Genomic DNA, 25,645 nt, shown 5'->3' on the forward strand with positions numbered 1-25,645 from the left:
CGTCACCATGCCGTTCGGAACTGCTTTGACAAGCCTCACTCCAGTCATTGAACTTTCTGAAAATGCAACCATCACACCACTTTCTGAAGACATCCAAGATTTCTCTTATTCCGTGACATACAGTGTAACAGCAGAAGATGGAGTGACCACCAAAGAGTATTTGGTCACAGTCAACATCGCACCAAACGACAAGGCTGTTATTACTTATTTCTATATCAATGATCAAGTAAGTGACACCGAAATTGATTTTGATAACTTTGCAATATCTTTGAAAATGCCTCCGGGATACGCATTGAACAACCTGACTCCGGAAATCGAGGTTTCTGAAAACGCAGAGATCTCCCCTGCTTCAGGCTTCCCTCGTGATTTCACAGAAAGTGTGGAATATATAGTAACCTCTGAGAGTGGCGTTCAACAAGCATGGCTGGTAACTGTCACCAATGAAATATCTACTGCTATTTCGGAGGAGAAATCTCTAAGCATTAAAGCATATCCAAATCCAACAAATGGTTTAATCAGCGTGGAAAGTAGTTTGCCGGTTCAATCAATCAGCATAATAGCTCCTGATGGACGACAGATGTTTTATCAGAGTTATTCCGATGAACTAAGTATTGGAATCAATCTTTCGGATTTCAGCAGCGGAGTTTACCTATTAAAGGTCATTACAACCAACAATCAACTTTCAATTCTGAGAATTCTTGTTAACAAAAATTAACTTAAAAACATCTTTAATCACCTGATTTAAGGAATGTTATTCCCGATCATTATGATCGGGAATAATCGTTCGTCACCAAAAAAGAACTGACTGCCTACAATAAGCATCCATCTATAAAAAACAGGATGAGTAAATCCGAATCCCGACGTAATTTGCATCTTATTTAGAACAAAACAAGACCAAAATTACTGAGATGATAACATCCAATAAACTCCTGTTAATCCTTGCTACTGTGGCTCTTTTTTATGTTGCTGCCAACGTGGAAGCACAAAAGCGTCAAAGACCATCTCTTCCGGACACAGATTTATCTGAGAAACAAAAAGCAAGGAAAGAATTTATACAGCAGGAATGGGAGGCTTACATGGCTCTCAAATCGGCATCCGAAACCCTTCAAACCGATGAGAACATAGATGTAACCTTTTACCATCTCACCATTGATGTGAATACAACGGCTCAAAGCATTTCCGGAAACACCTATATTGAACTAAAATCTACAGTAAATAATCTGACACAGGTTAAACTTAACTTGCACACATCCATGACGGTCACAGCTGTTGGGGAAAATGCCATATCATGGTCCCGTTCAGGAAGCAATGTACTGAACCTTAATCTCGACCAATCCTACAACATTGGTGAAACAGTCAACTTGCGAATATACTATAATGGAACACCTATAATACCTGCAGGGACCGGTAAAGGTTTCCGTTTCTTAACACATTCATCAACCGTGCCAGCAGTGACAGCCCTTAGCACACCCTATCTGGCTCATTATTGGTTTCCCTGTAAGGATGGCCCCTACGACAAAGCCGACAGTGTTAAAGTAGACATCATTGTTCCTGATGTTTCTTACCAGGGATATCCACTTATGGGAGTCTCCAACGGCATGTTATATGATACCATCATTGATGGGGGGAAACGCACCTATCGCTGGAAACACAATTATCCCATTGTGCCCTATTATGTATCGGTTTCTGTTTCCAATTACCGGGTATTTGGAGAACAATACAATCGCAATGGGCATGACTTTCCGTTGACTTATTATGTATTCCCAAATGATTATAATACGGCCCTTTCAACCTTTAGTGGTGTACCCGATGTTTTCGATGCCTTTATACACTATTTTGGCGACTACCCATTTAAAACTGAAAAATATGGAATGACCCAAATAGCCAGTGGCTTAACCTACATTGAAAAGCAAACCAATTCTATTATGGCCTCAGTTGCTCCTTCTGCCTGGTGGCTGGTGGTTCATGAACTGGCTCACATGTGGTTTGGAAATTCCATTACCAACCGCCCATGGAACCATGTATGGCTCAATGAAGGTTTCGCCACATATGCCGAAGCTTTGCATGAGGAATACTATTTTGGAAAAGCAGCTTACCATCAATATATGAATAACACACTTACCAGTGGTTGGGATTACACCAGAACGCTTTATTTATCAGACGACAGCAACCCAACTCAGATATTTCATTTTTTTTACTATGATAAAGGCGCATGGGTACTCCACATGTTGCGTAATCATTTAGGAGATGACCTTTTTTTTGAAATTTTAAAATCATATGCACAGGATCCAGAGTTCAAATATCTATACGTTAATACAGAAACTTTTAGAGAATATATAGAGTCTAAGTCTGGAATGGATTTGGAAGTTTTTTTTGACCAATGGGTGTATGGTACCTCATTCCCTGACATCAGTTTCAACTATAGTTATGACCCTTCAACCGGTAAAAATGGGGTTACTATTTCACAAATACAGAGTTGGTGGACTTATGACCGGTACATATACGAGATGTATCTGCCTTTACGCTTCACACTTTCAGATGGTTCAGTTGTTGAGGAGAAGGTATTTAATAACCAAAGAATCCAATCCTTTCATTTCGACCATGGACTTAGTGTAACAAATATGCAATTAGATCCTGATCAATGGAACATGATCTGGTGGTCTGGAAGAAATACCAGTCTGGCAGTTCCACCCGCCCCAATGATTACCTCCTTTAACATACCCGGACAGGTAAACAATACCGTGATTAATGAATTGACACGCACAATTCTAATAACCATGCCAGCTGAAACCAGCTTAACCACTCTCTCCCCTGCAATAGGATTAACAGCCAACACCACCGTCTCACCGACATCGGGTGTACCCAATGATTTTTCATCACCAGTTAAATATACAGTTACTGGGATCAATCATTCTCAAAGAATCTATACTGTATATGTATCAACCGTTCCAAGTGATGAAAAACTAATTACGTCCTTTACCATACCCAATTATATCAGTTCGGAAATTGACCATGATGAGGAAACCATTTTGGTGATAATGCCTCCGGGAACTGATATTACCAATTTAGTTCCGGGCATAACAGTTTCAGTGAATGCAGAAGTCAGTCCAGCCTCAGGTATTGCGCAAGACTTTACTTCCCCGGTACCCTATACCGTAACTGCCGAAAACCAAACACAAAAGAGCTATACCGTTACTGTTGAACTGGATATCACTCCTGACGTAACCAATATATGGAATGGGAACATATCAACTGACTGGAACCATCCAGGCAACTGGAGCCATGGAGTTCCTCAAGAACAGATGAGCGTGCACATTGGAGCCTACATGACACGTTTCCCTACAATCAGCAGCAATGTCACCATCAAAAATCTTACAGTTGATGCCGGTGCCACATTAATGCAAGTTTCAGGGACACTAACCATTCAGGGAGAGTTCAGATTAAAATCCTCTTCCGAAGTGAATGCCTCCTATATTATGACGGGCGGCAGTATTGATATTGAGCCTGAAAAGGTAATCATTGAACAGGTGATATCAAACCCGGGATACAACTATGCTATTTCCTCTCCGGTTTCGGGGTCTCTGGCAACCAGGTTAAACTCTGGCATTACCGGCACTACTTACATCTATAACAACCCAACCAACACGTACCTCCAACTCGATGAAAACGAACCGTTTGAACCCGGAACAGGGATGGTTTTTAGGAATAATGACCACATCCAGTTTTCAGGTGTGATCAACACAGGGAGTGTTATTGTACCGCTTACCAGAACTTCAGCTGGGCTAGGTTGGAATTTTATAGGTAATCCATATACCGCAGCAGTTGACTGGCGATCATTAAACAAGACTAATGTGGACGACCTGTTCTGGATTTACCGAAATGACTTGGGCACGTATGGTACATTTAATAACAATACCGGTCTTGCTGTTGGCTTAAATGATCCACCATATCTTATTCCTTCCGGGCACGCCATATGGGTGAGGGTAACTCTCGGTCAAGCAGAAGGGGCTGTAACCTTCAGCCCTAATGCAATGGTTCACAACCCATTCTCTTATCTTAAAGCGAAAAAGCCACACGATTACTCGTTCATAAAACTGATTTCCAGGTATAACGGGCATTCCGATGAAGCAGCAATTGCCTTTGTTCCTGAGTCCACCAAAGGAGCTTCCGATCCATATGATAGTGATAAACTCTTTGGTAATAACAGAAAAACAGCTGAAATCTACACCCTGTCGCAAGGTAGACCCTTGGCTATTAATGCACTGCCACAAGAAGAATCAATGACCATCCCCCTCGGAGTTTTTGTCAGAAGATCAGGGGTACTGGGAATGCAGTTGAGTGATCATGACCTTACTGATAACACAGTGGTTTTGCTAAGGGATAAACTGACAGGTGAAATTACGGATCTGACTTCCGGCCAACGTTACAGGACTTACCTTCGAATAACAGAGGAGCATTACATGGAGAAAGTTAAGGAGGAAGATAAACCCACTCGTATTGATGACCGTTTCGAACTCATCATCACCAAATCAACCCCCACCGGGTTTAAAGAAGAATTGAATTCGGAGTTACAAAACCCTAGCAATGATGACGTACATGTTTATAATTCTGTAAATGGAATTATCGTTTATGCCGAAACCAAATCATCACCTTTCTATTTGCTTTATGATTCAACAGGAAGGAGAATATCAACCGAAACTCTCCAACCTTACGAAGAAAACAATATAAATCTTCCACAGAGAGGCATTTATATTATTTCAATAATATGGGAAGATAATGTGAAGAATAGAAAAATTATTTTTTAAATAAGGAATAAGGTGTAAGCGGGAGGTGTTGGAATGAACTGTATATTAAAAAAAGATTATCATTCACCAAGAATCACAATAGTGCCTTGTGATTTTACCATTACTTTGCTTGGGGAATCATCACCTCCCCCATTTCCATCTGCTTTCGAGGATGCCTCGCCCCAAAAAGCAAATAACAATTCGCCTTTTAGGGATAGGATGTTTGAAAAAAACCCGCTTGACTCATGGAATGACTAAACAACAACGGCTGCCTAAAAAGGCAGCCGTTGTTGTTTGGTTCTTTTCAGATATTATATTTATGTGAGAATTTTCTTCACTGTTGCCACAATTGTATCAATTTCTTCACCGGTTAAAAGCGGATATATGGGCAACGATACATTCCCCTTCCATATTTTCTCCGCCACAGGAAAACCCTCCGGAATAAGGTGATAATGTTCGCGATAGTAACTCATGCGATGCATTGGTTTATAATGCACAGAAGTACCAACTCCAGCCTCCGACATCAATTCGATAAAACGATTACGCGAAACGGGTGAATTTTCGTTTAAAACCACAGGAAACAAATGCCAGGCATGATTCTCCAGAGGCACTTTACATGCAGGCAAGTCAATCATTGGCATACCTGAAAATTCACGATAATATACCTCTGCTACCTGTTGTCTGGCCAGCCTCATTTCATCGGCATATTCCATTTGGGCAATACCAATGGCCGCATTTATATCAGGCATATTGTATTTGTACCCGGGAGCCACCACATCGTACTCCCACGAAGGTTTGTCAGACGTAAACCTGTCCCACACATCCCGGTTAATACCGTGCAAACGCATGGTTTTAACGCGCTTGTAAATCTCCTCATCGTTGGTGGTCAGCATACCGCCTTCGCCGGTTGTTATGGTTTTATTGGCGTAAAAGCTGAAACAGGTTACATCAGCCATATTCCCCACCATTGTTCCGTTCAAGGAAGCCGGAAAAGCGTGTGCAGCGTCTTCCATCACTTTAATCCCGTGTATTTTGCAAATATCCAGAATGCCTGTTCCATTGTTATTCAGCATTTCAGCCGGATGGCCACCGTAATGAACCACAATCAGATATTTTACATCGGGATTTTTTTTGATGGCCTCAGTGAGAATTTCCGGCGTAATTAACTGAGTTTCGTACTCCACATCCAGAAATACCGGGTCGGCGTTTAAATAACGTATCACCTCAGCCGAAGCGGTAAAGGTCATATCCGGAACAAACACCTTATCACCCGGCTGCACACCCAATGCTTCCAAACCCAAATGAAGAGCGGCCGTACAGCTGTTCACCGAGCAGGCATATTTTGCACCCGTTCGTTCAACAAACATCTCCTCAAACTTCATGGCTTTGCCGGCAGTGGTTAACCAGCCACTTTTTATAACTTCTTCCAGGTACTTGAACTCATTGCCACTGCAAGAGACACGGGAGAACGGAATTTTCAACATATATTGATTATTTTTGAGTTCAATTTTCTATTCTAAAACCAGCTTTCTCACAAACAATTTCCACACTTCTTTCTGGCGTTACATTGGCATTAAAATACTCTTTAATATTATTTTCAATTTGCTGTCGATATGCATGGTCAGTTGTGAGTTTTTTTACTGCATCTTGCACCTCATCTTCCCCTCCATTAATAAAATGAATGTTTTTGCCGTGTTCCAAAGGAACCGGCAAAAGATTCTTAATTGGAGTAGCAATCATGGCTTTTCCCAAAGCCATAAACTCGCCAAGTTTCCATCCATGACAATCCATAATAACCGGGGTGTTGAATACCACTGCCGAATCCTTTATCTTGGTGAGATAATCCGACATGGGAACCTTCTCCTCCATGATCAAATCCTCAAAGCCCGGAATATCGTTTCTGGAACGCGGTGCAAACCCACCTTCAAACTTCACTCCATCCATATTTTTACAGGCTCTGATGTAATTAGCACGGTACTGATTGGTTTGTCCCTCTTTTTTCCACAATGCACCTGCAAAAAAGATGTAATCACCGGTTGTCTCTTTTTTGTGATAATAGCTCAAATACTGACGATTCATTTGCGCATAATAATCGGCAAAAAACCGGCGCTTGTCCGGCACCCTTTTATGTGTCAACAGGTAGTTAAAAACAGCCCTCATAGCCGTTTTTCTGCTTGTGAATACAACCGAACAGCAAACCCGGGTCCAACAGAAGCTAATTTAGGATATTTCGACAAATCAGTTTTTTCAGGGTTAATGTTGATTTTCCCGAATGCATCGCACCAATCCATTGCCGCTTCATCAATGACGTAACTATCGCCATAATCGAAAATCAGTTTAGTCAAGCTTTTCCCGGATTTAATAACAACCGGCACAAAGGTGTTGTTATGCTTAAACTGGCTGAAATATTTCCCGGAAAACTTAACATTTCCAAAGACTTTTTTCAGGCCATAAATATAGTACGACGAATAAAGTATGTCGCAGGCACGGTCAACGTAAACGGTGGTTTGCATATTTTTATTATGATTAAACTATTTAAAGACTACTGTCCAAAAAGTGCGTGCTAATATCAATAAATCACCAAAGAAACTGTGATTTCTCACATAGGCTTCGTACAAATCAAGTTTTCGGGGTAAAATTTCATTTCGGTAGGTTCCCTCCTTGTCTTTGGCCGCTGCTAAAATCTCCTCCTCATTTCTAAATTCGAGTGATGCATTATCTGTAATCCCGGGTTTTACGGTCAATACCACCGACCAACGCTCAGGATAAGCGTTCACCCATTTTTCAACTTCGGGACGTGGTCCCACAAAGGACATTTCTCCTTTCAATACATTAAGCAATTGAGGCAATTCGTCCAACTTGCTTTTTCTCAACAGTCTGCCAATGCCAGTTACACGACTGGCATCTCCCGCGTCAAAACTCCCGTCAGAAGCTTCCTTTCGTACACTCATAGTACGAAATTTATACATCCTGAAAAAGCACCCGTTTTTACCCACTCGCTTTTGAATAAAAAACAACGGAAAACCATCGGTCAATAATATGGCCACTGCCACCAAAGCAAACAAAGGCAAAAAAATCAGCAACAAAAACAGAGAAAGGAAAAAATCAAATATTCTTTTGAGCATGAAAATAATTTTGCGTCTCCGCGTTTAACATACATCCATCACCTCGACAGGCTGCTCTTCCGGAATCGGCCTTTCTGACCTAAAGCCAATGCGACTAATCCTCTCGCATAGCCTGTCCCGTATGAAAAATGGAGAATAAAAAAGCTCCAAAACAAATGAAACATCAATGGATGTTTGTGTTTAAAACTAAGCTTTACAGAAATACCAACCAGTAAAGCAAGGTAGGTCAAAACACCAACCAAATAAACATAAAACAATGGCTTTAATAGAAGCGACAACATAGCTCCACCAAACAGGAACAAGACAAATAAAAAAGGAATTAATTGGCGTACCGTTGGAATGCCACCAAGTTTGTATCCTGCCAAAGGCTTATATAAGCCATACTGAAAATACATTTTATAAAGTTTCGAAAAGGAGTCTCTGGCAAAATATTTCACCACGATATCCGGAATCAGAAATATCTTCATCCCGGCATTTTTCATGCGACCGTTAAACTCGTCATCCTGATTACGAACCAGGTCTTCATCGAACATGCCTGCTTTTTGAAAAACCTCTTTTCTAAAACAACCAAACGGAACCGTATCTACCTCTTTTATCTTGTTACTTCCAATCCTAAAATAAGAATTTCCTACTCCCAAGGGATGACTCAAAGCAATGGCAATTGCTTTGCTCTTTAATTTGTCGTTTGCAGGAACAGTATCCACCACTCCGCCTACATTATCGGCATTTAAGGCAAAAAGTGCTTTTACCAGTCTGGAAATATAGTTTGACGGATAAACAGAATGTGCATCCATTCGTACAATGACATCTCCGGACGAGGAGTTTATGCTTCGGTTCAAACCATAGGGAACAGTCAGCTCCGGGTTATCCACCATCTGAATTTTTAATCCGCTGTTTTCCGAGACAAACTTCTCAACCACCTTTCGTGTGCTGTCGGTCGACATTCCATCGGCAATGATAATCTCCAGTTTCTCTGAAGGATAATCCTGAGATAAAACAGTTTTTAAAGTGGCATCAATATACTTCTCCTCGTTTCGAATGGGTAAAACAACCGAAACATAAGGGTGTTCCGTCATAATTCTGAAATAAAGTGTTTGAATTTCCCGTTTGAGCCTCTTTGAAGCTCCTCAACGCGTTTTAAAATTAAAGCAGCCTCGTCATCAACAATGGCGTCAAAACCCCGCTTGAGAGCATCAAACTCCACGTTGTTTAAATCTCTCGACGCCACATACTCAAACTCAAAACCTTCGGGTGTTTGTCTGAAAAGGAACTCTTTTACAACCTCCGTTCTGTCAATTAGTTCTTCTGCTACAAAATAGAATGAAATACCGGGAACTCTTTTACCCGAAGGTAAAAGAGCCATGTCGTTTAAACTACCCATTACCTGCTCTATTTGCGTAATCCCACTGCTTTTATTTATCACTGCCAAATCGCCTATTCTATAACGAATGAAAGGAGTAGCACGGTTAAAAAGCGCAGTACATGTTAAATAACCGGGTTCTCCATCTGCGACAACTTCGTCGTTTTCATCAAGCACTTCGTAAAACAGCAAACCATCGGAACCGTGCCAAAAACCATTTTGTTTAAAGCCCATGACACCCAACTCAGACGAACCATATTCATTGTAGACAGGCACTCCTAAAGCTTCCCGGAGAGTTTGAGCATCTTTCTCGGTGCATACTTCTGATGTCACTATGCAAGCTCTTAAAGACTTTGCAACATCAGCAAGAACCAAATTGCTGTTTTGTAAAAAACGAGCAAATGTTACAAGGGAATTTGTATATCCATAAATATATGTGAACCTACCCTTTTTGAATTTCTGCACCCACTTCTCAAATGCTTCATCCGACAAATCAAACACATTGAAGCGGTAGCGATTAGAGAGATAATCCTTAAACCGGGCTTTCATTCTGCCAACAGGTTGCCGGGAAATACCAAACATCCGTGCCTGACGAAAGTTAACCGATAATCCGGCCTGATTATAAAGATGCTCCACATTAAGCCAAACCAAAGCGTGAGATAGCCTGTCGCGCGCAAAGAAAAGCGGGTCGCCTGATGAGCCTGACGTGCTGCTTAGATAAAGTTTTTGATTGCGAACCGATGCTGGTAATTTACCCTTAAAGTCTCCTTTTAAATCAGCTCTTTTTATAACGGGAATCTTTGTCCACTCCTCTGGCTCGGATCCAACAAATTTTCTGTAAAACTCATTTTCTTTATAATGAAACCTGAATATTTCATCAGCCTTTTCTCTTTGCCACTGCAACAAATCCCCCTCAAAGGGGATTTGTGAAAACAAATCACAAGCTTCCTTTACCGGAAAACCAAGGATTTTTAAAACTCTGAAAAAATCAATGCCCATCTCCCTCTGTTATAATGTTCCATCCATAACCCCGAAACAATTCAAGTGACTGCTCAATGACCATTTCAATACGAAATGGTTCAGCCACCTTTTGCACTCCATCACTTAGTTTTGCAGCCAATTCCGGTTTGTCCAACAGCTTTTGCATCGCCTGATGTAAATCCGAAACATCCTGCGGCTCCACAAAAAGAGCGCTTTGCTCATCTTCAAAATATTCAGGCAGAGCATTAAATCTCGTGATAATAATAGGAGTTCCGGCCATGCCGGCCTCCACCAGAATGCCTGGCAATCCTTCACCAAAATGGAATGTTGGAAGTGCCAGAAAATGATATTTCACTAAAGCTGATTGCACCTGCAAAGGGTCAAGTATACCACAGTATCTGATTTTTCCTTTTGAGGCATCGACCCTTTCCATGAAATAGTCATGGTAATCTTCGTCAATGGGGCCATAAATATCCAGTATTAAACCTGAATTTTCATCATCAAATTTCTCAAAAGCATCCATTAAAACTGTAACACCTTTTACTTCGGTAACCCTTGAAATAAAAAGTACCTTCCCGACATTATTTTCGGTCAATTGCCATTTTTCACCACTATCTTTTCGGGGATTGTAAACAATTTCCACATTTTTAATTCCTAAATTCTCCAGACCATTTTTCAGCACTACCGATTCAGCAAATATACCATCCAGCTTATTAATAGCGGTGATGTATAACCGGCGGTTAAATGCAGGCATATCCATTAATTGAAGGTCAAATGTACCACCAACCACATAAAGAGCGGCGCGTTTTGCGGAAAATAGTCTCAAAAAAAAGAACAGCCAGATTACGAAATAGCGTCCTTCCCTGTTCAGCGAAAGAACAATCTGTTTACATCTGAACATCAATGGTATAAGATTTAACAGATGTACCCATCTGTTACCTTTTCTACAAATGGTATCAAACCAGATAAAATCTTGCACACCTACAGAATCAAAACCCTCCTTCAAACAACTGTTTTTGACACCATCGCCGGTAAAAGGAGGCGAAAACGGCCCAACGAATAAAGTTTTAACCGATTTTTTTCTCATACTGACAAAACAGATTTATAAACATCAATTATTTTATTCATTGCCCCATCCTTTGAAAACTCCTTGTGAACATGACCTTGGAATGCACTACCCAACTCTTTCATCGATTGAGGATTTACCAGTAAAGAGTTCATTGCATCGGCCAGTTCTGTTGAACTGGCTGGTTCAACAAGTTTCCCTAGCTTTCCGCCATCAAGGACAAAACTGCAATCGCCAACATTTGTACAAACCACCGGCAATCCTGCCAAACCGTACTCCAAAAGAGAAACCGGTAATCCTTCCGACAACGAAGAGAGCACTCCAACATCGCAAACGCTTAGGATTTCAGCCACATCATTTCTTGAACCTAAAACATGTACGCTTCCTTTTAAATTCGTATCGTTTTTGATTCGTTCAATCAAAGAGTAGTAATAATCATCAGAAAAGTGACCACCCACAAAGTATAAAACAGCATTTTCATGCTGCTTTTTCATTAAAATAAAAGCATCCAGCAAATTGTGATGATCCTTCTGGGGACGCAAATTGGCCAGACAAACCAGTTTCGGATATTGCTCTATTCCCGGGAGGTCTAATTTGCGATTGACGTTCCCATCAATATTTATATCCGCAAAGTTTGCCAAAAAAGAGACCCGATTTTTGGGCATTTTTAAGCTGTCAACAGCATAATTCCGGAGTTTATCATTCACCACAAATGCATGTGAAATGGACGACGACATCAGTTTCAGAACAGAGGAACTTCGCTCGTGCAACTGTTCGCTAAACCCGTAATGGTCGTGCCAAATTACTTTTACCCTGCTACCTGTCCACTTAGCCAAAACTGCCCAGTAAACCGATGAAGAATGTGCATGAATAATGTCAATCCGATGTTCTCTGATGTATTTTTTTAATCGTCGTAATGCCGATACATCCAAAGCATTTCGCTTTTCAGGAATGAATAAGGGAACTTTTGGAGAAATAAATTCCTCAAGAGGCCCTCCGGAGTGCGTGGCACACAAATGACTCTCCATTCCTTTTTCAGCCAACCCATTAGCAATATTCACAGCCATTCGCTCTGCTCCGGCTGCAATAAGGGAGTCAATCATTGAAAGCACTCTCATGATGCAGGGTTTAATAATTTCACAATTTCCTCCTCAAATCTTTCAAGATGGTATAGGCGCGACCACTTCATGGCCGCTTCACACAGGGTTTTATATTTTACAGGTTTTTGAATAAGTTCTTCAATTGATTTGACTACAACTTCTTGCTCAGGTTCTACCAAAACACCTCTCGTTCCATCGCCAATCATCTGCTTTACGCATGAAACATTGGTGGTTACAGGCAAACATCCCCACCACATACTTTCGGCCACAACCTTAGGCCACCCTTCCGACTGCGACAGAAAAACCAAAAAATGGCTCTCTTTGAAATATTCAATCACACCATCGGGAGATACCTTTCCTTTGAGATGCACAAATGCTGATAACTTTTTATTTTCAATGAAATCCTGAATTTCATCCCTTTGAAAACCATCGCCCAGCAAAGTCAATTGAGCATCTATCCCGTTACGTCTAATTTGTTCCAAAACCTGAATAGCAAGCAGAGGACGTTTATTGGGGGTTAATGTCCCGACAAACAACATTTTTACAGGCACTTCTTTAGTTATCTCACGAATTTCAACAGGGAGAGCCATCTTTTGAGAATATGATGCTGTAAAAAAAGGAACGATATTTCTACTTCGCTCATTCCAGTCACCGTAAACCAAAACTTTTGCGTTATGAGTCAGCAAAGAATTTCTTAAAATCCATTGCTGAATACGGTAAGTTAAAGGCTGTTCGCTTTGCCAATCCCAGTTATTGGCATATTTAACTGTTTTGGGCTTCCATGGAAAAAATAACTGAACAATAGAGCCAAGTAAACCCATGTTTGAAGGACAGCGCAAGTGAATATGATCGGCATGAATCATCTCACGAAACAGCCTGAAAAATATAACAGGAACTGCTACTATTGATATAAGTAATTTAGGGAAGGAGGTTGTATCAATTGCCGGCAATTTCACGAATCTTAACCTTGGGTGATCATAGAAAGATTCAAGAGGGTCTGGTTTTTCATTAACAGAGGGAGCTGCGACCACCACTTCGTCCACATGGTTCAGCCATAAATTCATCTCCCTGATATAGGGAGTGTATCCTGCAAAACCGTTTGATGCAGATTTGTGAATTACGGGAGATACTATTAAGAATCGCATATAAAATTAAAAAACTACTGGCAACTCAATCATTAACTTGTTACGTTTGGCGGTTCTTGGGGGTTAGGGGTGAGCGAGGGAGATAATTTAGATTTGACTTGATACTAACCAGCCATTTCTAATGATTGAAACCCTTCCTCCGCCTTGGGCTCAAGTTTTGGCTGCATCTTAATCATCATAAAGGCTGCACCAAACAACACGCCAGGCAATGCCAAACGCATGGCAGCATGAAACATGGTAAACATACTAAGCAGATAAAAAGCCAAAAAATAGAATCGTGTCATGGGCGAACGAACCCGTATGAAAAAAGATATTGGTAACCATATCATACCCACCAACATGAATATAACCCCTGGAATGCCGTGTTCTGAAAGTAACCTTGCAAATTCTGTATGTGCAGCTGCAAACTGGCCGTAATAACGAGCACGATGCCCCTCTGCCATACCATACCCAACACCCAGCATTGGGTTGTCCTTAAATATCTGCACATCGGCTCTGATGATGGCATCACGCCCGGTGAGCATGCTCCGATTGGCATGCCTGATTCCTGTTTGAACTTCAGTGGTGGTTAAACCCTGATAACGATACAAAAGAAAATTGTTGGTTATGCGGTTGGCTACGAAAAAGACCCCGATAAAGAAAAGGATTCCTCCCAGTATGTATGGTGCAGCCTTTCGTAATTGTCTTCTAAAACTCGGAAATGTAACGACCAAAACCATTATCGCAGCGGTAAAGGCCAACAAACTTCCAAAAACCCCTCCGCGTGAGAATGTTAACAATGCACGTAAAACCAAATAAAACAGCATCACCCAATCGAGCCAGTTCCATGTGGTAATTTGTCTTTTATTCACCTTAAAAAGCAAAACCATAAGGATAAACCAACCCAATACCGTGGAAACCTGATTTGGCCCAAACCCTCCGGCTGCTGCACCACTGGATTGCACACTGGTAAACTCAAGGTGAGAAATATTGGCCATTACTGACAATGCAGCAATAATGGTAAACGCAGGAAGAAAAGCCATCCGCATTTGATGATAAAAGACATCTTCGTCAATTGGACGTCTGAAAAAATACAATCCTGCCATTACCAAAGTTAAGGGGCCTGACATATTAAAAAGGATATTTTTTCTAATTTCAAGAGTAGTGCTTCCCTCCACCAGAAACATTGCCGGAAGTAAAAGAGTAAGAAGAAGTACAAATGTCCATGCAATATATTTTCGACCTCCAATAATCAAACCAAGTAGAAACAAAATAATGCAGACATATTTCCCCAGCTCCCAGGAAAATTGTGCACCTGCCATGCGGTAAACCATCTCCAAACCCATCAGGTAAATGGCGTAGAAACCTGCTCTGCTGTTTCGGTCGTAAGTGTACACAACATCCCACACAAACCACAAAAACAAACCCACATAAGCCATCGCCACAAGCGATGGCATATATTTCACCAGCACACCCAGCATCAAATGAAATCCAACAAGAAAAATGTGTCCCTTCTTTGAATGAATCAAATCAACCATAAACTGATATATTTAACGCAATTTACAAAGCCTGTGAAAAAAATCAACATTTTGCTCTGTAACTTCACTCAAATTAAACGTTTTTTGAGCAAAACGTTGTCCCGCTTTAGCAATTTCCACCATACGTTCCGGGTGTTCAAATGCAAAAACAATTTGTCTGGAAATATCTTTGGGTTCATAAGGGTTGCACAGCAAGCCGGTCACCATGTGTTCAATGGTCTCCATTCCAGGGCCTGTGTTGCTGAACAAAACCGGCTTTCCCATCACCATGGCTTCGGGAGCAACCAATCCCTGTGTTTCCATTAAAGAGGGAAACACGCACAACTCAGCCTCTTCATACTTATCAGGAATTTCTGATAACTTAACCGAGCCGTGAAATGTTACATGGGATAATACATCTTCTTTAAAAGTACGTTTTAAAGTTGCAGTATATGAAGTTCCATCCGGATAACTCCAGTCACGACCATATACATCCAAATGCACATTTGGAAATTTCTCAATCACCTCATGCAAAGCCATTAATAAATGCCTGATGCCTTTTTTCTCACACACTGTACCCGCAAACACCAAACGGTGTTTGATTGTTTTACGATGGTCTGCCTGCCTAAATAACTTGTCATTAATTGAAAGCCGTATCACTTCAACCGGTTTTTTCCCGGTCGAAAGGTACTTCGCAGTGTGACTCTTAACGTATTTCGATACTGCAATAAAAGCATCTGCATTTCTGAATGATATTTTTTCAAGCATGCCTCTTCCCCACTTAACTTCCCTGTTCTCACTTTCAGCAAAGAAATGATGCCCACCGTGCATTCTAACAACTTTCACAAATGGCTGCCGGCCAAACCAATAATACAACCCCGCTTCGGGTGTTTCAATGATATCGATGGGATTTTGTTGATGAATTTTTAATACCTGTTTTCGCATAACCCAGCCACGACTGATTGCCCTTCCCCGTTTTTGTAAAAAACGGGGATATGCCAATCTATAAACTTCCACTCCTTCATCATTAAAAACCTCCTCTTCATCTTTATAACCAATGCCTACAACGGAAACCTGATGACCGGCAGTCACCAGAGCCCGGCCTGTGGTTTGGATAAATGTTCCAATTCCTCCGGTGGCCCATATTGGGTATTCATGTGAAAGAAAACAGATGTGCATGAACGATTAAGATTTACTGTTTAATAAAACACCGGCTATGTTGCCGGAAGCTTCTGTAACGGGATGCAGAATAACCTTTTGGAGCCATGCTTTTCGTTGCGTGGCAACTTGCTGCGGATTACGAACAGCATTGGCCACCAATCCGGCAATTTCCTGTTTCGAATTCACCCAAATCACAGCCTCGGATGACGGCATACTCCTGAAATGCTGGTATTTATATATTTTCTCGACCGAATAAGTTCCGTTGGAGTTTTCAGGATTATAATTGATGTAACACGCAGGTTTATCAAACATGCTGTAGTCGTGAGCCATGGTGGAGCCAACGTTGTAAACCAAATCGCAGTGACGCGCTACATTTGCCAACAACTTAACGTCAGAAAAAAGAGGATATGTCAAAGTCCATTTTTCTGCTTCATCTTTTTCAAAAGCCCAAAGCGGGTCCACCACTTTAATTACATCCGCGTGATTCTGTATTACATGGTCGAACCGAGGACTCCAATCAACTGGGCAACGTCGAAAAAGTATCTGGGGACGCTCCTCTTCGGGAAGCGTTTTAACGGCCACAGCCAAATCCTCCAGATAATCCTGGTCATAGGGACTTGTGAGTCTGTCGCCTCCCGAATAACAGACAATAGGCCGGTTTGTGTCAAAACCATACTCCGTACAAAACTGTTCCCGGCTCATTAATAATTCATCCTGCCTGTAAAATTCAAATTGCGGTGTTCCGGTAATCACAACATCATCGGGATTGATGTCTGGATAATAAAACAAAACCTCATCCTTCATATATTGCGACCAAACCAGATATTTCCCGGCTCGGAATGCCATGCGTGCTTTTGGTAAATTATCCCATGAATATATGGCCGTAGCGGTTTCAATTCCGGCCTTCTTTGCAGACTCAAACAATGGAGAAGCCGTGATGGCTCTCTGATGGGTACACAGAATAACATCCGGTTTAACTTCATTCAGGAGAGTTTCGAATCCGGCCAGATAACCCGATTTGGCCACCCTGCTTAAATACCTGTTATTAATAGATTTGATGATGGAATAATTGGCCGTAAAATTTGAAATGAAACGAATGAAGAAATAGAAAAACCACACAATTCCTCTGTATTTTGTCAGATGCCCCCATTCATGGTCGGGGATTATGGTTGGGTTTTTAAGCTTTCGCTGAAAAACTCTTAAACGAGAGATGTTTTCAAGTTCTCTGTAAAATTTTTCAAGAATTCCTTCGCGGTACTCAGGAATCTGAACCACTTCAAACTTCAAACCGTGAACCTTTTCGGCCTCTTCTATTGCTTTATCGGATAAGGAGGCAATAAGCACAACCTGTGCTTTTTGCTCAATAAGATTGCTGATTAACCTTGAAAACAGATAATTTCTAATTCCAACGCCATCAGGCAAAAACAGTGCAACTTTCTTCATTCTTAAACAAACAATGCAGGTGATTCCTGCTTTTGGTAGTAATTAAATATTTTTACGTGACAAGTATTCCATGTAAACTTCGGCCAACTCAAAATCCTCAGGTGTATCTACATCAATATGAAAGCTGTCGTCGTTAACTCCGTAAATTTTATCACTGTTCCATAAATTCATGTCGTTGGATAATACCTCACAAGCATTATGAATCAAAAAAGCGCCAGTGGAATAAAATGACACTGGATACTTTACTTTAAGTTTCTTCGTATTGGCTTCGAAAGACTTCATTGAGTCAAACAAATAAGGACGTAATTCTCCTTTTTCATTTAATCGTAAAAGCTTTTGCGGCATGTGGTGAGCCTCCTTTATCGCATAGACATTGGCACATACTGAATTGTACTTTTCCACAATTTCTGTAAGCACCTCCGTTTTTAAAAACGGATAGGTGCATAAGACCAGTAAAATAGCAGACCTCTGCAATTGTGGTTCCTGTTTGAAAAAGTCCAGGATGACTTCTCCTTCATTGACCAAATCTCCACTGATGGCTTCACTTCTAAGGTGAACAATGGCCTCATCTCCATAAATTCCCCGGCACTCCTCCTGCCATTCGGCACTATCGGTGGAAGCCACCACATGGTGAATAAGACCCTTGCTTTTAAGGTCAACAAGCTTATCCAAAGTAATTTGGTACAATGGTTTTCCGCCTAAAAGCTTTCCATTTTTTTGAGGAAGTCGTTTTGAACCTTTCCTAAATGCTACAAAACCGATTATTTCACTGGACATTATGTTTTATAACTTTTTGAGATTAATGAGTTAAATGGCCGGAACAATGTCATGAAATAACTTCTGCTTCGGCCTATCCCAAAAGCCTTCTTTTGACAACTCATTTATAAAGAGCTGGGCACTATTTCCGGAACCAAACTGAAAGGATGCGTCAACAACATCCTGCACCAATGCTTCCTGAATAGCATTTTCAATATCGGATTGCCCGTAACCACAATTAATTATAGAATCGTTTAAAGCTCTGTTATTTTGTCTGGTGCCTATGTTGACACTGGGTAATCCGTAATATGGTGCCTCTCTTATTCCTGCACTTGAATTTCCAATCATGAATTTGGCATTTTTTATAAGTACCAGAAAATACTCAAATCGGATGGATGGAAATATTTTGAAATTTGGATGGCTTTTAAAAGATTCATACGCCTTAAGAATGATGTCTGAGCCCCAATCGTTATTGGGGTAAACTACTACGTAATTCAGGTTTGATTTCACAACAGCTTCTACCAGATTTTCTGCATATTGAGCCAGTTCTTCATATTCTGTTGTAACCGGATGGAACATAAGTACGCCATATTTGGAAAATGGAATTTCGTAATACTCCTTAACTTTCTCAATTTTAGGCAAATCGTCAGAAAACATGACATCTATATCAGGGGAACCAATGGTGAAAATAGAATCTTCAAGTTCTCCCATTTGAATTAATCTCTTCCTGGCCAACTCATTGGAGACAAAATGAACATGGCTCATTTTTGAAACCGAGTGCCTGATTAATTCATCAATGGTACCTGAAACCTCGCCACCTTCCACATGTGCTACCAAAATGTTATTTAAAGCACCAGCAATGGCTCCTGCCAATGCTTCAACCCTGTCGCCATGCACCACGATTAAATCAGGATGCTCTTCCCTGATGTAATTGGAAAGCCCTTCAATGGTTTTGGCAAGTGTTAAATCCATGGTGGACTCCTGCGTTGAATTATAGTAGCGGTATATGTTTTTGAAACCACATTTTTCAACTTCAATGGCAGTCAGGCCATACTTCCGATGCATGTGCATGCCCGTAACAAAAATATGTGGCTCCATGCCCTCTTTCTCCTCCACAGCATACATCAGCGATTTCAGTTTTCCAAAATCAGCTCTGGTACCCGTTAAAAACAAAATCTTCTTCATTTGATATGCGATGTTCTATTTTAGTATATCCTTATAGCTCAGTTGTTCACCCGTTTCAATATTTCTGGCGGCTGTTGTCCCCAAAACCTCATTGAATTTTTCAGCTAGAATTTCGCCGGTGCCGGGTCGTTTCACCCATATATTCTCCATGGTAAACTTTTCTCCCTTCTTTATCTCTTTAATTGAGCATACTGTAGCAAAAGCAAAATCAATGGTCACCTGCTCCTCTTTGGCCGGCTCTTTTTTACCACCACGCTGTTCAAATATGATGTTTGCACCTTCAATTAATTCCTTGCACTCTTTTTCGTCCATAGAACAGACAATATCAGGCCCAGTTCGTTCTTTGTGGTCGGTAAAATGGCGTTCGAGAATGGAAGCACCTAAAGCAACCGCGCCCAAGCAGGCATGATTGGTTAAAGTATGGTCGGACAGTCCGAATGGGATGCCCGGAAAATGGCTGGCCATTTCAGTCATTGCGCCCAAACGCACAAGGTGATTTGGTGTAGGATAAAGATTGGTGGTATGAAGCAAAGCATAATCTACTTTGAACTTTTCAAAAATGGCTACCGCCTTTTTGATGCTTTCAATGGTGTTCATACCTGTACTCAAAATCACCGGTTTCCCAAAGGCAGAAATGTGCTCCAGCAATGGATAGTTATTACACTCGCCTGAACCGATTTTAAATGCAGGAACATTCATACGCATCAACCTGTCTGCTGCTGCTCTGGAAAAAGGCGTGCTTATAAATATCATACCTTTACTTTCCACGTAGTCTTTTAGAGCTAATTCGTCGGCCTCATTGAGAGCGCATCGTTCCATTATTTCGTAAATAGAGACATCTGCATTTCCGGGTATCACATTTTTTGCAGCCGGCGCCATTTCATCCTCAACAATGTGCGTTTGGTGCTTAACAACCTCCACGCCTGCACGATGTGCCGCATCCACCATCTCTTTAGCCACTGAAAGGCTGCCTTCATGGTTAATCCCTATTTCGGCAATAATCAAAGGTTTAAAACCTTCACCGATTTCCCGGTTTAATATTTTCATGATATTTATTTAGTTATTGATGCGTTAAATTATTTCATTGATGATGAATGAATAACTTAGCTTTAAATCAACCGATATTTACGAACAAATCGAAGTATTGGATTTGCCAAAGGGTAAATAATGCGGTTTATAAACCACGTACGTGGTTTATAAATTGGAAATGATTTCTGTGTTCGCTCAGCTACCCCATGACTCGAAACCACCTCATCAGGAACAGAATTCCCCAAATGGTAAGCCAAACAACGGGTAGTGGAAAGTCTGTAATATCCAAGACGCTCCGGAACAAAATCTAAATACTCATGCTCGTACCCGTTTTTAAATATATATTTCACCTTCTTATCGGGAATTTTACGAATAATATCACGCTTCATGGTAGCCAAAGCATGCGTGGCTCCAATGCATGCCTTTACATCTCCTTTTTCCAGATAATATTGTAATTCTCTCCATTCAACTTCCCTTTTTACCCCTAAACCTGAAAAAACTCCGGCACCCTCTTTATTTCCAAATCCCTGTTCTACCATTTTTAAATCCTCACAGCTAACGACTTTTCCCGTTCGCCTTTGCATGTTCCAAACCCAGGCAGAGTTGTAATGAAACGATAAGTGGGGACACGGATAACAGGTAACCACACCTGCCCGACTGAATGAAGTAAAAACATCAATTACAGCATCCTCCCAGCCCTGATAAAAAAGAAAATCGGCATCAGCAAGAGTAATGAATTCCTCATAAGCCCCCTTGGCTTCGGTTAGTAAAGGGTCTAATTTCCCCCGATTCTGATTCAATACCACATATTTGTCAATCACCCCTTTTTCCACAAAAGCCTCAGCAACTTGAGATGCCTCGGCACATGAATTATTGTTAATAAGCGTAATGGCTGTATTATCCGGATTGATGGTTTCTGTAAGGCTTTTAAGACACCAATACAATACCTCCGGTTGGTTCTTAAAATAGCTGTCAATAACATTTGGAATCCAAAAAGGCAAAATAACTCTGTGCCTTTTATGTGAAAGCTCCTGAATGTTTGATTTCTGAGGGTTTACACCAATTCTCATTTAAACTTTAAAAAATTAGGAAAACGTAGAATTAACCCCCAAACTACAATCGGTTTCAACCAAAACAAGGGGGATATTTTAAAAGAATTCATAAACGCTGTCCGGAAAGTCCGGTTTGAATTTGCCATGGCTACCTGTTGAAGCAAAAGACGACGAACTATTGGCCTGAACCTTTTGTTTTCGAGTCCCTCTTTTTGTTTCAGGTTCTTTACCGTACGGTAAAGAACCACCGGCAGATGGTTGTAATTATAATTGTTAACCGATATCCCTGCATCATGAACTCTATACAGAATTAACGGTTGGTCTAAAAACCAGAACTGAGTGTAAAATGCCAAACGGGTATAAAACTCCATGTCTTCACCGGCTGCCGGGATACTGTCATCAAACCCTCCCGTCTTTTCAATTACCTCCCGTCTGATTAAGGCGGTGGACATCATAACCGTAAAATTGCCAACCATATGGTCAAACACATAGCCGTGTTTCCTCAACGGGTCGTTTAATCTTCCGGCAATTTCTCCTGTTACATTCCTGTTGCTATCTATAACAGAACAGTAACCATGCACCAGACCAAAATCAAGGTTGTTATCAAGAATTTCAACCTGCACTTCAAGTTTTTCAGGCAACCAAATGTCATCATCATCTAAAAAGGCAATATATTTTCCTTTGGCCAATGATATTCCTGTATTGCGCGGAACTATCGGACTTCCGGAATTAGATATTTTATGATACTTTACCTCTGGATAAGCATCACAAATCTGCTCGTTTTCATCCCCCGGCGTTCCATCATCCACCACAATGACCTCAAAATCATTGTAGGTTTGGTTAAAAACACTATCCAACGCTTCTTTAAAATAGCGAGGACGATTATAGGTGGTAATAATAACCGATACTGTTGGCACAAGGGAAGAATTGCTGCTCATTATCAAGGTTGATTTGGGTAGATAAATTTACAAAACGAATCCAACTGCAACCCTCATTTTTATTCGCAAATATGAATATAGTATTTTAAAATTGCGGGTTTTAAGTGCAGACTGCCATAACCACCGCCAACTGTTTTTTGCTCCATCACGTGCTGCCTGTAAGGCATCACGTCCTATTTTATCCCAAATAATGGTGTCGTAATTTGGGTTTACACCCAAATATTTTGGCAATATTTTAAAATGACCCTTCCAGTAACGCTCACCTTTGGAAACTTCGGCACTGCTATTGTGTCTTCTATATTTACTGAAAACCTGCTCCTTATAGGCAATTCCGGAATGCAATGCAATGCGCATAAACATATCCCAGTCTTCGGCAAACAATTCTTCATCAAAACCGCCAAGGCCTTTTAAAACTTTGGTAACATACAAACCCGAAGCCGTAGGAATAAAACAACCATGCTGAACCAACTCCGGAAAAATAAATCCACATGGCATTTTATTGTCCGAAAAGAGTTTTTTTCTGTCGGCCACTACCGATTCTCGCAAAAGGTTATCATCATTATCAATCCACTGAATATCACCATACAAAAACCCCGGCTTCCAATCCAATGATTCCATATATGTAACCTGGCTCTCGATTTTATCAGGCATCAAAATGTCGTCGCAAGGCCAAGGATGGAAATATTTTGTTTTACAAAGGGACAACGCATGATTCATGGTTCGCGTTATGCCCTGATTGGTTTCATGCACAATCAAAGTAGCCGGATGGTTGTTTTCAGCCAACCACTCATTTATTACAGATACAGAATTGTCGGTGCTGCAATCATCGATGATGTAAAAATGTCCTGGAGCCCATGTCTGGTTAATAATGCTGTCCAACGTTTTTCTCAAAAAACGGCTTTGATTGTAACACAAAGCCACAACCGTTACCAGCTCATCACATCTGTTTGGAAGGGATTTTTCTGTCATGTTTCTTTTACTCCTAAAATTGGTTCATCACATTCACAACATACTCAATCTCTTCATTGGTATGCACCGGACTTATTGGAAGACTCAACTCCTGATTATGTATCTTTTCCGTTAACGGAAAAGAGTAGTTCGACCAATGTTTAAAAGCTTCCTGCTTGTGCGGTGGCACAGGATAATGCACCATGGTTTGGATACCATTTTCCAGTAAATGTTTTTGTAAGTTATCGCGTTCGGGATGCAAAACCGGATAAATATGGTAAACATGTTTACCATATTTTGCCTCAAGAGGCAAAATTAATTTCTCCTTGTTCAGTTTTTCGTTATAGACCTTTGCCAACTCTCTGCGCCGGTTGTTTTCATTATCCAAACCTTTTAACCTGATGCGAAGCCAGGCCGCCTGATTTTCGTCCAAACGCATATTGAACCCCTCGTACATGTTGTAGTACTTTTTGTGGGAACCATAATTTCTCAGAGCCTGAACAGCACCCACAAGCTCTTCGTCGGAAGTAGTAATGGCTCCTGCATCGCCCAAAGCACCAAGATTCTTTCCGGGGTAAAAACTATGGCCGGCGGCATCGGAAAGGTTTCCGGCCAACTTGCCATTTCGACAAGTTGCTCCATGCGCCTGCGCAGCATCCTCAACCAACAACAGCGAATGGTTTTTGCAAATCTCCTGCAAAGCCTCCATATCGGCCAACTGGCCATACAGGTGAACCGCAAGCACCGCTCGGGTTTTAGAAGTAATGGCCTTAAGAACCTCTTCAGGGCTGATGTTATAAGTTTCAGCATCAGGTTCAACAAGCACAGGTTTCAAACGGCTCTGAGTAACCGACAAAATAGAAGCAATATACGTATTGGCCGGAACAATTACCTCATCCCCTTCCTTGAGTTTTCCAAGGACTTTATACCCTTCAAAAATTAACCGCAAAGCATCTAGCCCATTACTAACTCCTACACAATATGGAGTTCCACAATAAGCTGCATACTCTTTCTCAAAAGCCTTTACCTCATTGCCCAAAATGTACCATCCACTCTCAAGGAATTCTTGAGTGGATTGCATTAATTCAGGAAAATAAGGTTCATTAACCTTTAGCAAATCAAGAAATTTTACCTGCATATCTCTTTTCTATAAAAATCGTGACAAAAACCTGCAGCCCCAAAACCCTCCTTAAACGAAGCCAGACCTTCATTTAACATCGTACCATCCTTTTCGGTGGAAGTCCCGAAGCTTAAATAACGCTTATCTTTATAAGTATCCAACAGGTAATTAATTAAAAACTCGGCGGCACATAAATCGCGGCCTTCATCGTTAAAATGAAGATATTGTGTGTGAATAAAATCGTTGTCGGTAAACATCCACGTTCCACCTAAAAAAAGGTCTTCCCGGTAAACCAAAATGGTTTTTATATTTTTAGGAAAACGGTTTTGCAAAAGCAAAACCTCATCGGTGCTATGCACCGCTTTCGTATTGTATTTTCTTGAAAGGTTTTCATTAACCAATGTCATATAAGTGGCAGCATCTCCTTTTTCATCAATTCTTAAATTGTTTCGTCCGGCCTTATTAAACCGGTATCGTTTATCTCGTGCAAATCCGGCAAAGTTTTTCAAATCAATAAAAAAAGACAAATCTCTGCGCCACATCTCATAGCCGTTTTTCCATAACACCCATAAATCAGAATCGTTGGGATGCTTGTCAAACACATACGGTTTCTGTTTATACTCAAAGCGTCTAATTCCCTGTTCCTTCAGATAAACCTCCAAATCAAGAAATAATGCATCCAAATCGGAGGATGAAAAACGCGGGGACAATACCCATCCTCCGTAGGTCAATCCCTGATGAGAATAGAGCACGCCATCATTTTCATTGGCCGGCAAAACGGCCTTGAGTTTTTTACCTTTATAAACCAACAGACTGTGGTCGGTGAACCGCTCCTGATGATAATCCATAAATGAGCGATAAAAAAGAAAAACGCCATTCCAGGATTGTTGGATAAACTCATCCCATGCCTTTTTCTCATCATCATGATATCTTACAAAACTAAATAACATACACTC

General features: G+C 41.0%; 22 protein-coding genes. 2 read left to right on the top strand and 20 right to left on the bottom strand.

All coding sequences use genetic code 11. From position 1 onward, the window contains the following. Together B5X70_RS13725 and B5X70_RS13730 are read left to right on the top strand one after the other, a co-directional pair. Window positions 1-715: T9SS type A sorting domain-containing protein (locus tag B5X70_RS13725; protein WP_143255081.1), on the top strand; the 715-nt coding region annotated here is incomplete at its 5' end. Between the two features lie 193 nt (window positions 716-908). Then, window positions 909-4,805 carry a M1 family aminopeptidase gene (locus B5X70_RS13730; protein ID WP_079558482.1) on the top strand — a complete coding sequence of 1,299 codons (3,897 nt, stop codon included), beginning with the start codon at window positions 909-911 and terminating at the stop codon, window positions 4,803-4,805. Window positions 4,806-5,101: 296 nt separating this feature from the next. On the opposite strand, the gene B5X70_RS13740 is transcribed toward B5X70_RS13730, so the two are convergent. The 20 genes from B5X70_RS13740 to B5X70_RS13835 all read right to left on the bottom strand — a co-directional run bounded on the left by B5X70_RS13740 (window position 5,102) and on the right by B5X70_RS13835 (window position 25,639). Further along, the gene (locus tag B5X70_RS13740) at window positions 5,102-6,268 is read right to left on the bottom strand and encodes a DegT/DnrJ/EryC1/StrS family aminotransferase (protein WP_079558484.1); all 1,167 of its coding nucleotides are present in this window, start codon (window positions 6,266-6,268) and stop codon (window positions 5,102-5,104) included. Window positions 6,269-6,287: 19 nt separating this feature from the next. After that, a complete protein-coding gene (locus B5X70_RS13745) occupies window positions 6,288-6,944 on the bottom strand; it encodes a glycosyltransferase (RefSeq protein ID WP_079558485.1) in 657 nt (218 codons plus the stop codon). Further along, entirely contained in the window at window positions 6,941-7,297 is a 357-nt protein-coding gene (locus B5X70_RS13750) for a hypothetical protein (RefSeq protein WP_079558486.1), read from the bottom strand. The genes B5X70_RS13745 and B5X70_RS13750 overlap by 4 nt, the downstream gene beginning before the upstream one ends. Window positions 7,298-7,315: 18 nt before the next feature. Beyond that, on the bottom strand, window positions 7,316-7,909 hold the full coding sequence (locus B5X70_RS13755; protein WP_079558487.1) for a sugar transferase: 594 nt from the start codon (window positions 7,907-7,909) through the stop codon (window positions 7,316-7,318). Between the two features lie 38 nt (window positions 7,910-7,947). Continuing rightward, window positions 7,948-8,985: a glycosyltransferase family 2 protein gene (locus tag B5X70_RS13760; protein ID WP_079558488.1), complete on the bottom strand. Its 1,038-nt coding sequence runs from the start codon at window positions 8,983-8,985 to the stop codon at window positions 7,948-7,950. Next, the gene (locus B5X70_RS13765) at window positions 8,982-10,268 is read right to left on the bottom strand and encodes a phenylacetate--CoA ligase family protein (protein ID WP_079558489.1); all 1,287 of its coding nucleotides are present in this window, start codon (window positions 10,266-10,268) and stop codon (window positions 8,982-8,984) included. Before B5X70_RS13765 ends, B5X70_RS13760 begins: the two co-directional genes overlap by 4 nt. Continuing rightward, window positions 10,258-11,337, bottom strand: a complete 1,080-nt coding sequence (locus B5X70_RS13770) for a glycosyltransferase family 4 protein (RefSeq protein ID WP_079558490.1) — start codon at window positions 11,335-11,337, stop codon at window positions 10,258-10,260. Before B5X70_RS13770 ends, B5X70_RS13765 begins: the two co-directional genes overlap by 11 nt. Then, a complete protein-coding gene (locus B5X70_RS13775; protein WP_079558491.1) occupies window positions 11,334-12,434 on the bottom strand; it encodes a glycosyltransferase family 4 protein in 1,101 nt (366 codons plus the stop codon). Before B5X70_RS13775 ends, B5X70_RS13770 begins: the two co-directional genes overlap by 4 nt. Beyond that, on the bottom strand, window positions 12,431-13,561 hold the full coding sequence (locus B5X70_RS13780) for a glycosyltransferase (RefSeq protein ID WP_079558492.1): 1,131 nt from the start codon (window positions 13,559-13,561) through the stop codon (window positions 12,431-12,433). The genes B5X70_RS13775 and B5X70_RS13780 overlap by 4 nt, the downstream gene beginning before the upstream one ends. Window positions 13,562-13,665: 104 nt before the next feature. Continuing rightward, window positions 13,666-15,078 (bottom strand): O-antigen ligase family protein, encoded by a 1,413-nt coding sequence (locus B5X70_RS13785; RefSeq protein WP_079558493.1) that lies wholly within the window; start codon window positions 15,076-15,078, stop codon window positions 13,666-13,668. Between the two features lie 12 nt (window positions 15,079-15,090). After that, window positions 15,091-16,236, bottom strand: a complete 1,146-nt coding sequence (locus B5X70_RS13790) for a glycosyltransferase family 4 protein (RefSeq protein ID WP_079558494.1) — start codon at window positions 16,234-16,236, stop codon at window positions 15,091-15,093. Window positions 16,237-16,242: 6 nt separating this feature from the next. Then, entirely contained in the window at window positions 16,243-17,661 is a 1,419-nt protein-coding gene (locus B5X70_RS13795; RefSeq protein ID WP_079558495.1) for a glycosyltransferase family protein, read from the bottom strand. Between the two features lie 42 nt (window positions 17,662-17,703). Further along, on the bottom strand, window positions 17,704-18,438 hold the full coding sequence (locus tag B5X70_RS13800) for an acylneuraminate cytidylyltransferase family protein (protein WP_079558496.1): 735 nt from the start codon (window positions 18,436-18,438) through the stop codon (window positions 17,704-17,706). Between the two features lie 30 nt (window positions 18,439-18,468). Beyond that, window positions 18,469-19,602, bottom strand: coding sequence for a UDP-N-acetylglucosamine 2-epimerase (neuC, locus tag B5X70_RS13805; RefSeq protein WP_079558497.1), 1,134 nt, complete (start codon window positions 19,600-19,602; stop codon window positions 18,469-18,471). Between the two features lie 15 nt (window positions 19,603-19,617). Beyond that, entirely contained in the window at window positions 19,618-20,649 is a 1,032-nt protein-coding gene (locus B5X70_RS13810) for an N-acetylneuraminate synthase family protein (protein ID WP_079558498.1), read from the bottom strand. Between the two features lie 62 nt (window positions 20,650-20,711). After that, window positions 20,712-21,701, bottom strand: coding sequence for a glycosyltransferase family A protein (locus B5X70_RS13815; RefSeq protein WP_079558499.1), 990 nt, complete (start codon window positions 21,699-21,701; stop codon window positions 20,712-20,714). After that, window positions 21,698-22,621 carry a glycosyltransferase family 2 protein gene (locus B5X70_RS13820; protein WP_079558500.1) on the bottom strand — a complete coding sequence of 308 codons (924 nt, stop codon included), beginning with the start codon at window positions 22,619-22,621 and terminating at the stop codon, window positions 21,698-21,700. The genes B5X70_RS13815 and B5X70_RS13820 overlap by 4 nt, the downstream gene beginning before the upstream one ends. A gap of 27 nt (window positions 22,622-22,648) precedes the next feature. Further along, the gene (locus tag B5X70_RS13825; protein WP_079558501.1) at window positions 22,649-23,590 is read right to left on the bottom strand and encodes a glycosyltransferase; all 942 of its coding nucleotides are present in this window, start codon (window positions 23,588-23,590) and stop codon (window positions 22,649-22,651) included. Between the two features lie 13 nt (window positions 23,591-23,603). Further along, entirely contained in the window at window positions 23,604-24,707 is a 1,104-nt protein-coding gene (locus B5X70_RS13830; protein WP_079558502.1) for a DegT/DnrJ/EryC1/StrS family aminotransferase, read from the bottom strand. Next, window positions 24,698-25,639: a hypothetical protein gene (locus B5X70_RS13835; RefSeq protein WP_079558503.1), complete on the bottom strand. Its 942-nt coding sequence runs from the start codon at window positions 25,637-25,639 to the stop codon at window positions 24,698-24,700. Before B5X70_RS13835 ends, B5X70_RS13830 begins: the two co-directional genes overlap by 10 nt. Between the last annotated feature and the right edge of the window lie 6 nt (window positions 25,640-25,645).

The organism is Alkalitalea saponilacus (assembly GCF_900168165.1).
In the GTDB taxonomy this organism is placed as follows: Bacteria; Bacteroidota; Bacteroidia; order Bacteroidales; family Marinilabiliaceae; genus Natronoflexus; species Natronoflexus saponilacus.

What these genes read in the sequence shown, in the direction of transcription:
- B5X70_RS13730 (WP_079558482.1), top strand. Translation starts at nt 909, where the DNA reads ATGATAACATCCAATAAACTCCTGTTAATCCTTGCTACTGTGGCTCTT.
- B5X70_RS13740 (WP_079558484.1), bottom strand. Translation starts at nt 6,268, where the DNA reads ATGTTGAAAATTCCGTTCTCCCGTGTCTCTTGCAGTGGCAATGAGTTC.
- B5X70_RS13745 (WP_079558485.1), bottom strand. Translation starts at nt 6,944, where the DNA reads ATGAGGGCTGTTTTTAACTACCTGTTGACACATAAAAGGGTGCCGGAC.
- B5X70_RS13750 (WP_079558486.1), bottom strand. Translation starts at nt 7,297, where the DNA reads ATGCAAACCACCGTTTACGTTGACCGTGCCTGCGACATACTTTATTCG.
- B5X70_RS13755 (WP_079558487.1), bottom strand. Translation starts at nt 7,909, where the DNA reads ATGCTCAAAAGAATATTTGATTTTTTCCTTTCTCTGTTTTTGTTGCTG.
- B5X70_RS13760 (WP_079558488.1), bottom strand. Translation starts at nt 8,985, where the DNA reads ATGACGGAACACCCTTATGTTTCGGTTGTTTTACCCATTCGAAACGAG.
- B5X70_RS13765 (WP_079558489.1), bottom strand. Translation starts at nt 10,268, where the DNA reads ATGGGCATTGATTTTTTCAGAGTTTTAAAAATCCTTGGTTTTCCGGTA.
- B5X70_RS13770 (WP_079558490.1), bottom strand. Translation starts at nt 11,337, where the DNA reads ATGAGAAAAAAATCGGTTAAAACTTTATTCGTTGGGCCGTTTTCGCCT.
- B5X70_RS13775 (WP_079558491.1), bottom strand. Translation starts at nt 12,434, where the DNA reads ATGAGAGTGCTTTCAATGATTGACTCCCTTATTGCAGCCGGAGCAGAG.
- B5X70_RS13780 (WP_079558492.1), bottom strand. Translation starts at nt 13,561, where the DNA reads ATGCGATTCTTAATAGTATCTCCCGTAATTCACAAATCTGCATCAAAC.
- B5X70_RS13785 (WP_079558493.1), bottom strand. Translation starts at nt 15,078, where the DNA reads ATGGTTGATTTGATTCATTCAAAGAAGGGACACATTTTTCTTGTTGGA.
- B5X70_RS13790 (WP_079558494.1), bottom strand. Translation starts at nt 16,236, where the DNA reads ATGCACATCTGTTTTCTTTCACATGAATACCCAATATGGGCCACCGGA.
- B5X70_RS13795 (WP_079558495.1), bottom strand. Translation starts at nt 17,661, where the DNA reads ATGAAGAAAGTTGCACTGTTTTTGCCTGATGGCGTTGGAATTAGAAAT.
- B5X70_RS13800 (WP_079558496.1), bottom strand. Translation starts at nt 18,438, where the DNA reads ATGTCCAGTGAAATAATCGGTTTTGTAGCATTTAGGAAAGGTTCAAAA.
- neuC (WP_079558497.1), bottom strand. Translation starts at nt 19,602, where the DNA reads ATGAAGAAGATTTTGTTTTTAACGGGTACCAGAGCTGATTTTGGAAAA.
- B5X70_RS13810 (WP_079558498.1), bottom strand. Translation starts at nt 20,649, where the DNA reads ATGAAAATATTAAACCGGGAAATCGGTGAAGGTTTTAAACCTTTGATT.
- B5X70_RS13815 (WP_079558499.1), bottom strand. Translation starts at nt 21,701, where the DNA reads ATGAGAATTGGTGTAAACCCTCAGAAATCAAACATTCAGGAGCTTTCA.
- B5X70_RS13820 (WP_079558500.1), bottom strand. Translation starts at nt 22,621, where the DNA reads ATGAGCAGCAATTCTTCCCTTGTGCCAACAGTATCGGTTATTATTACC.
- B5X70_RS13825 (WP_079558501.1), bottom strand. Translation starts at nt 23,590, where the DNA reads ATGACAGAAAAATCCCTTCCAAACAGATGTGATGAGCTGGTAACGGTT.
- B5X70_RS13830 (WP_079558502.1), bottom strand. Translation starts at nt 24,707, where the DNA reads ATGCAGGTAAAATTTCTTGATTTGCTAAAGGTTAATGAACCTTATTTT.
- B5X70_RS13835 (WP_079558503.1), bottom strand. Translation starts at nt 25,639, where the DNA reads ATGTTATTTAGTTTTGTAAGATATCATGATGATGAGAAAAAGGCATGG.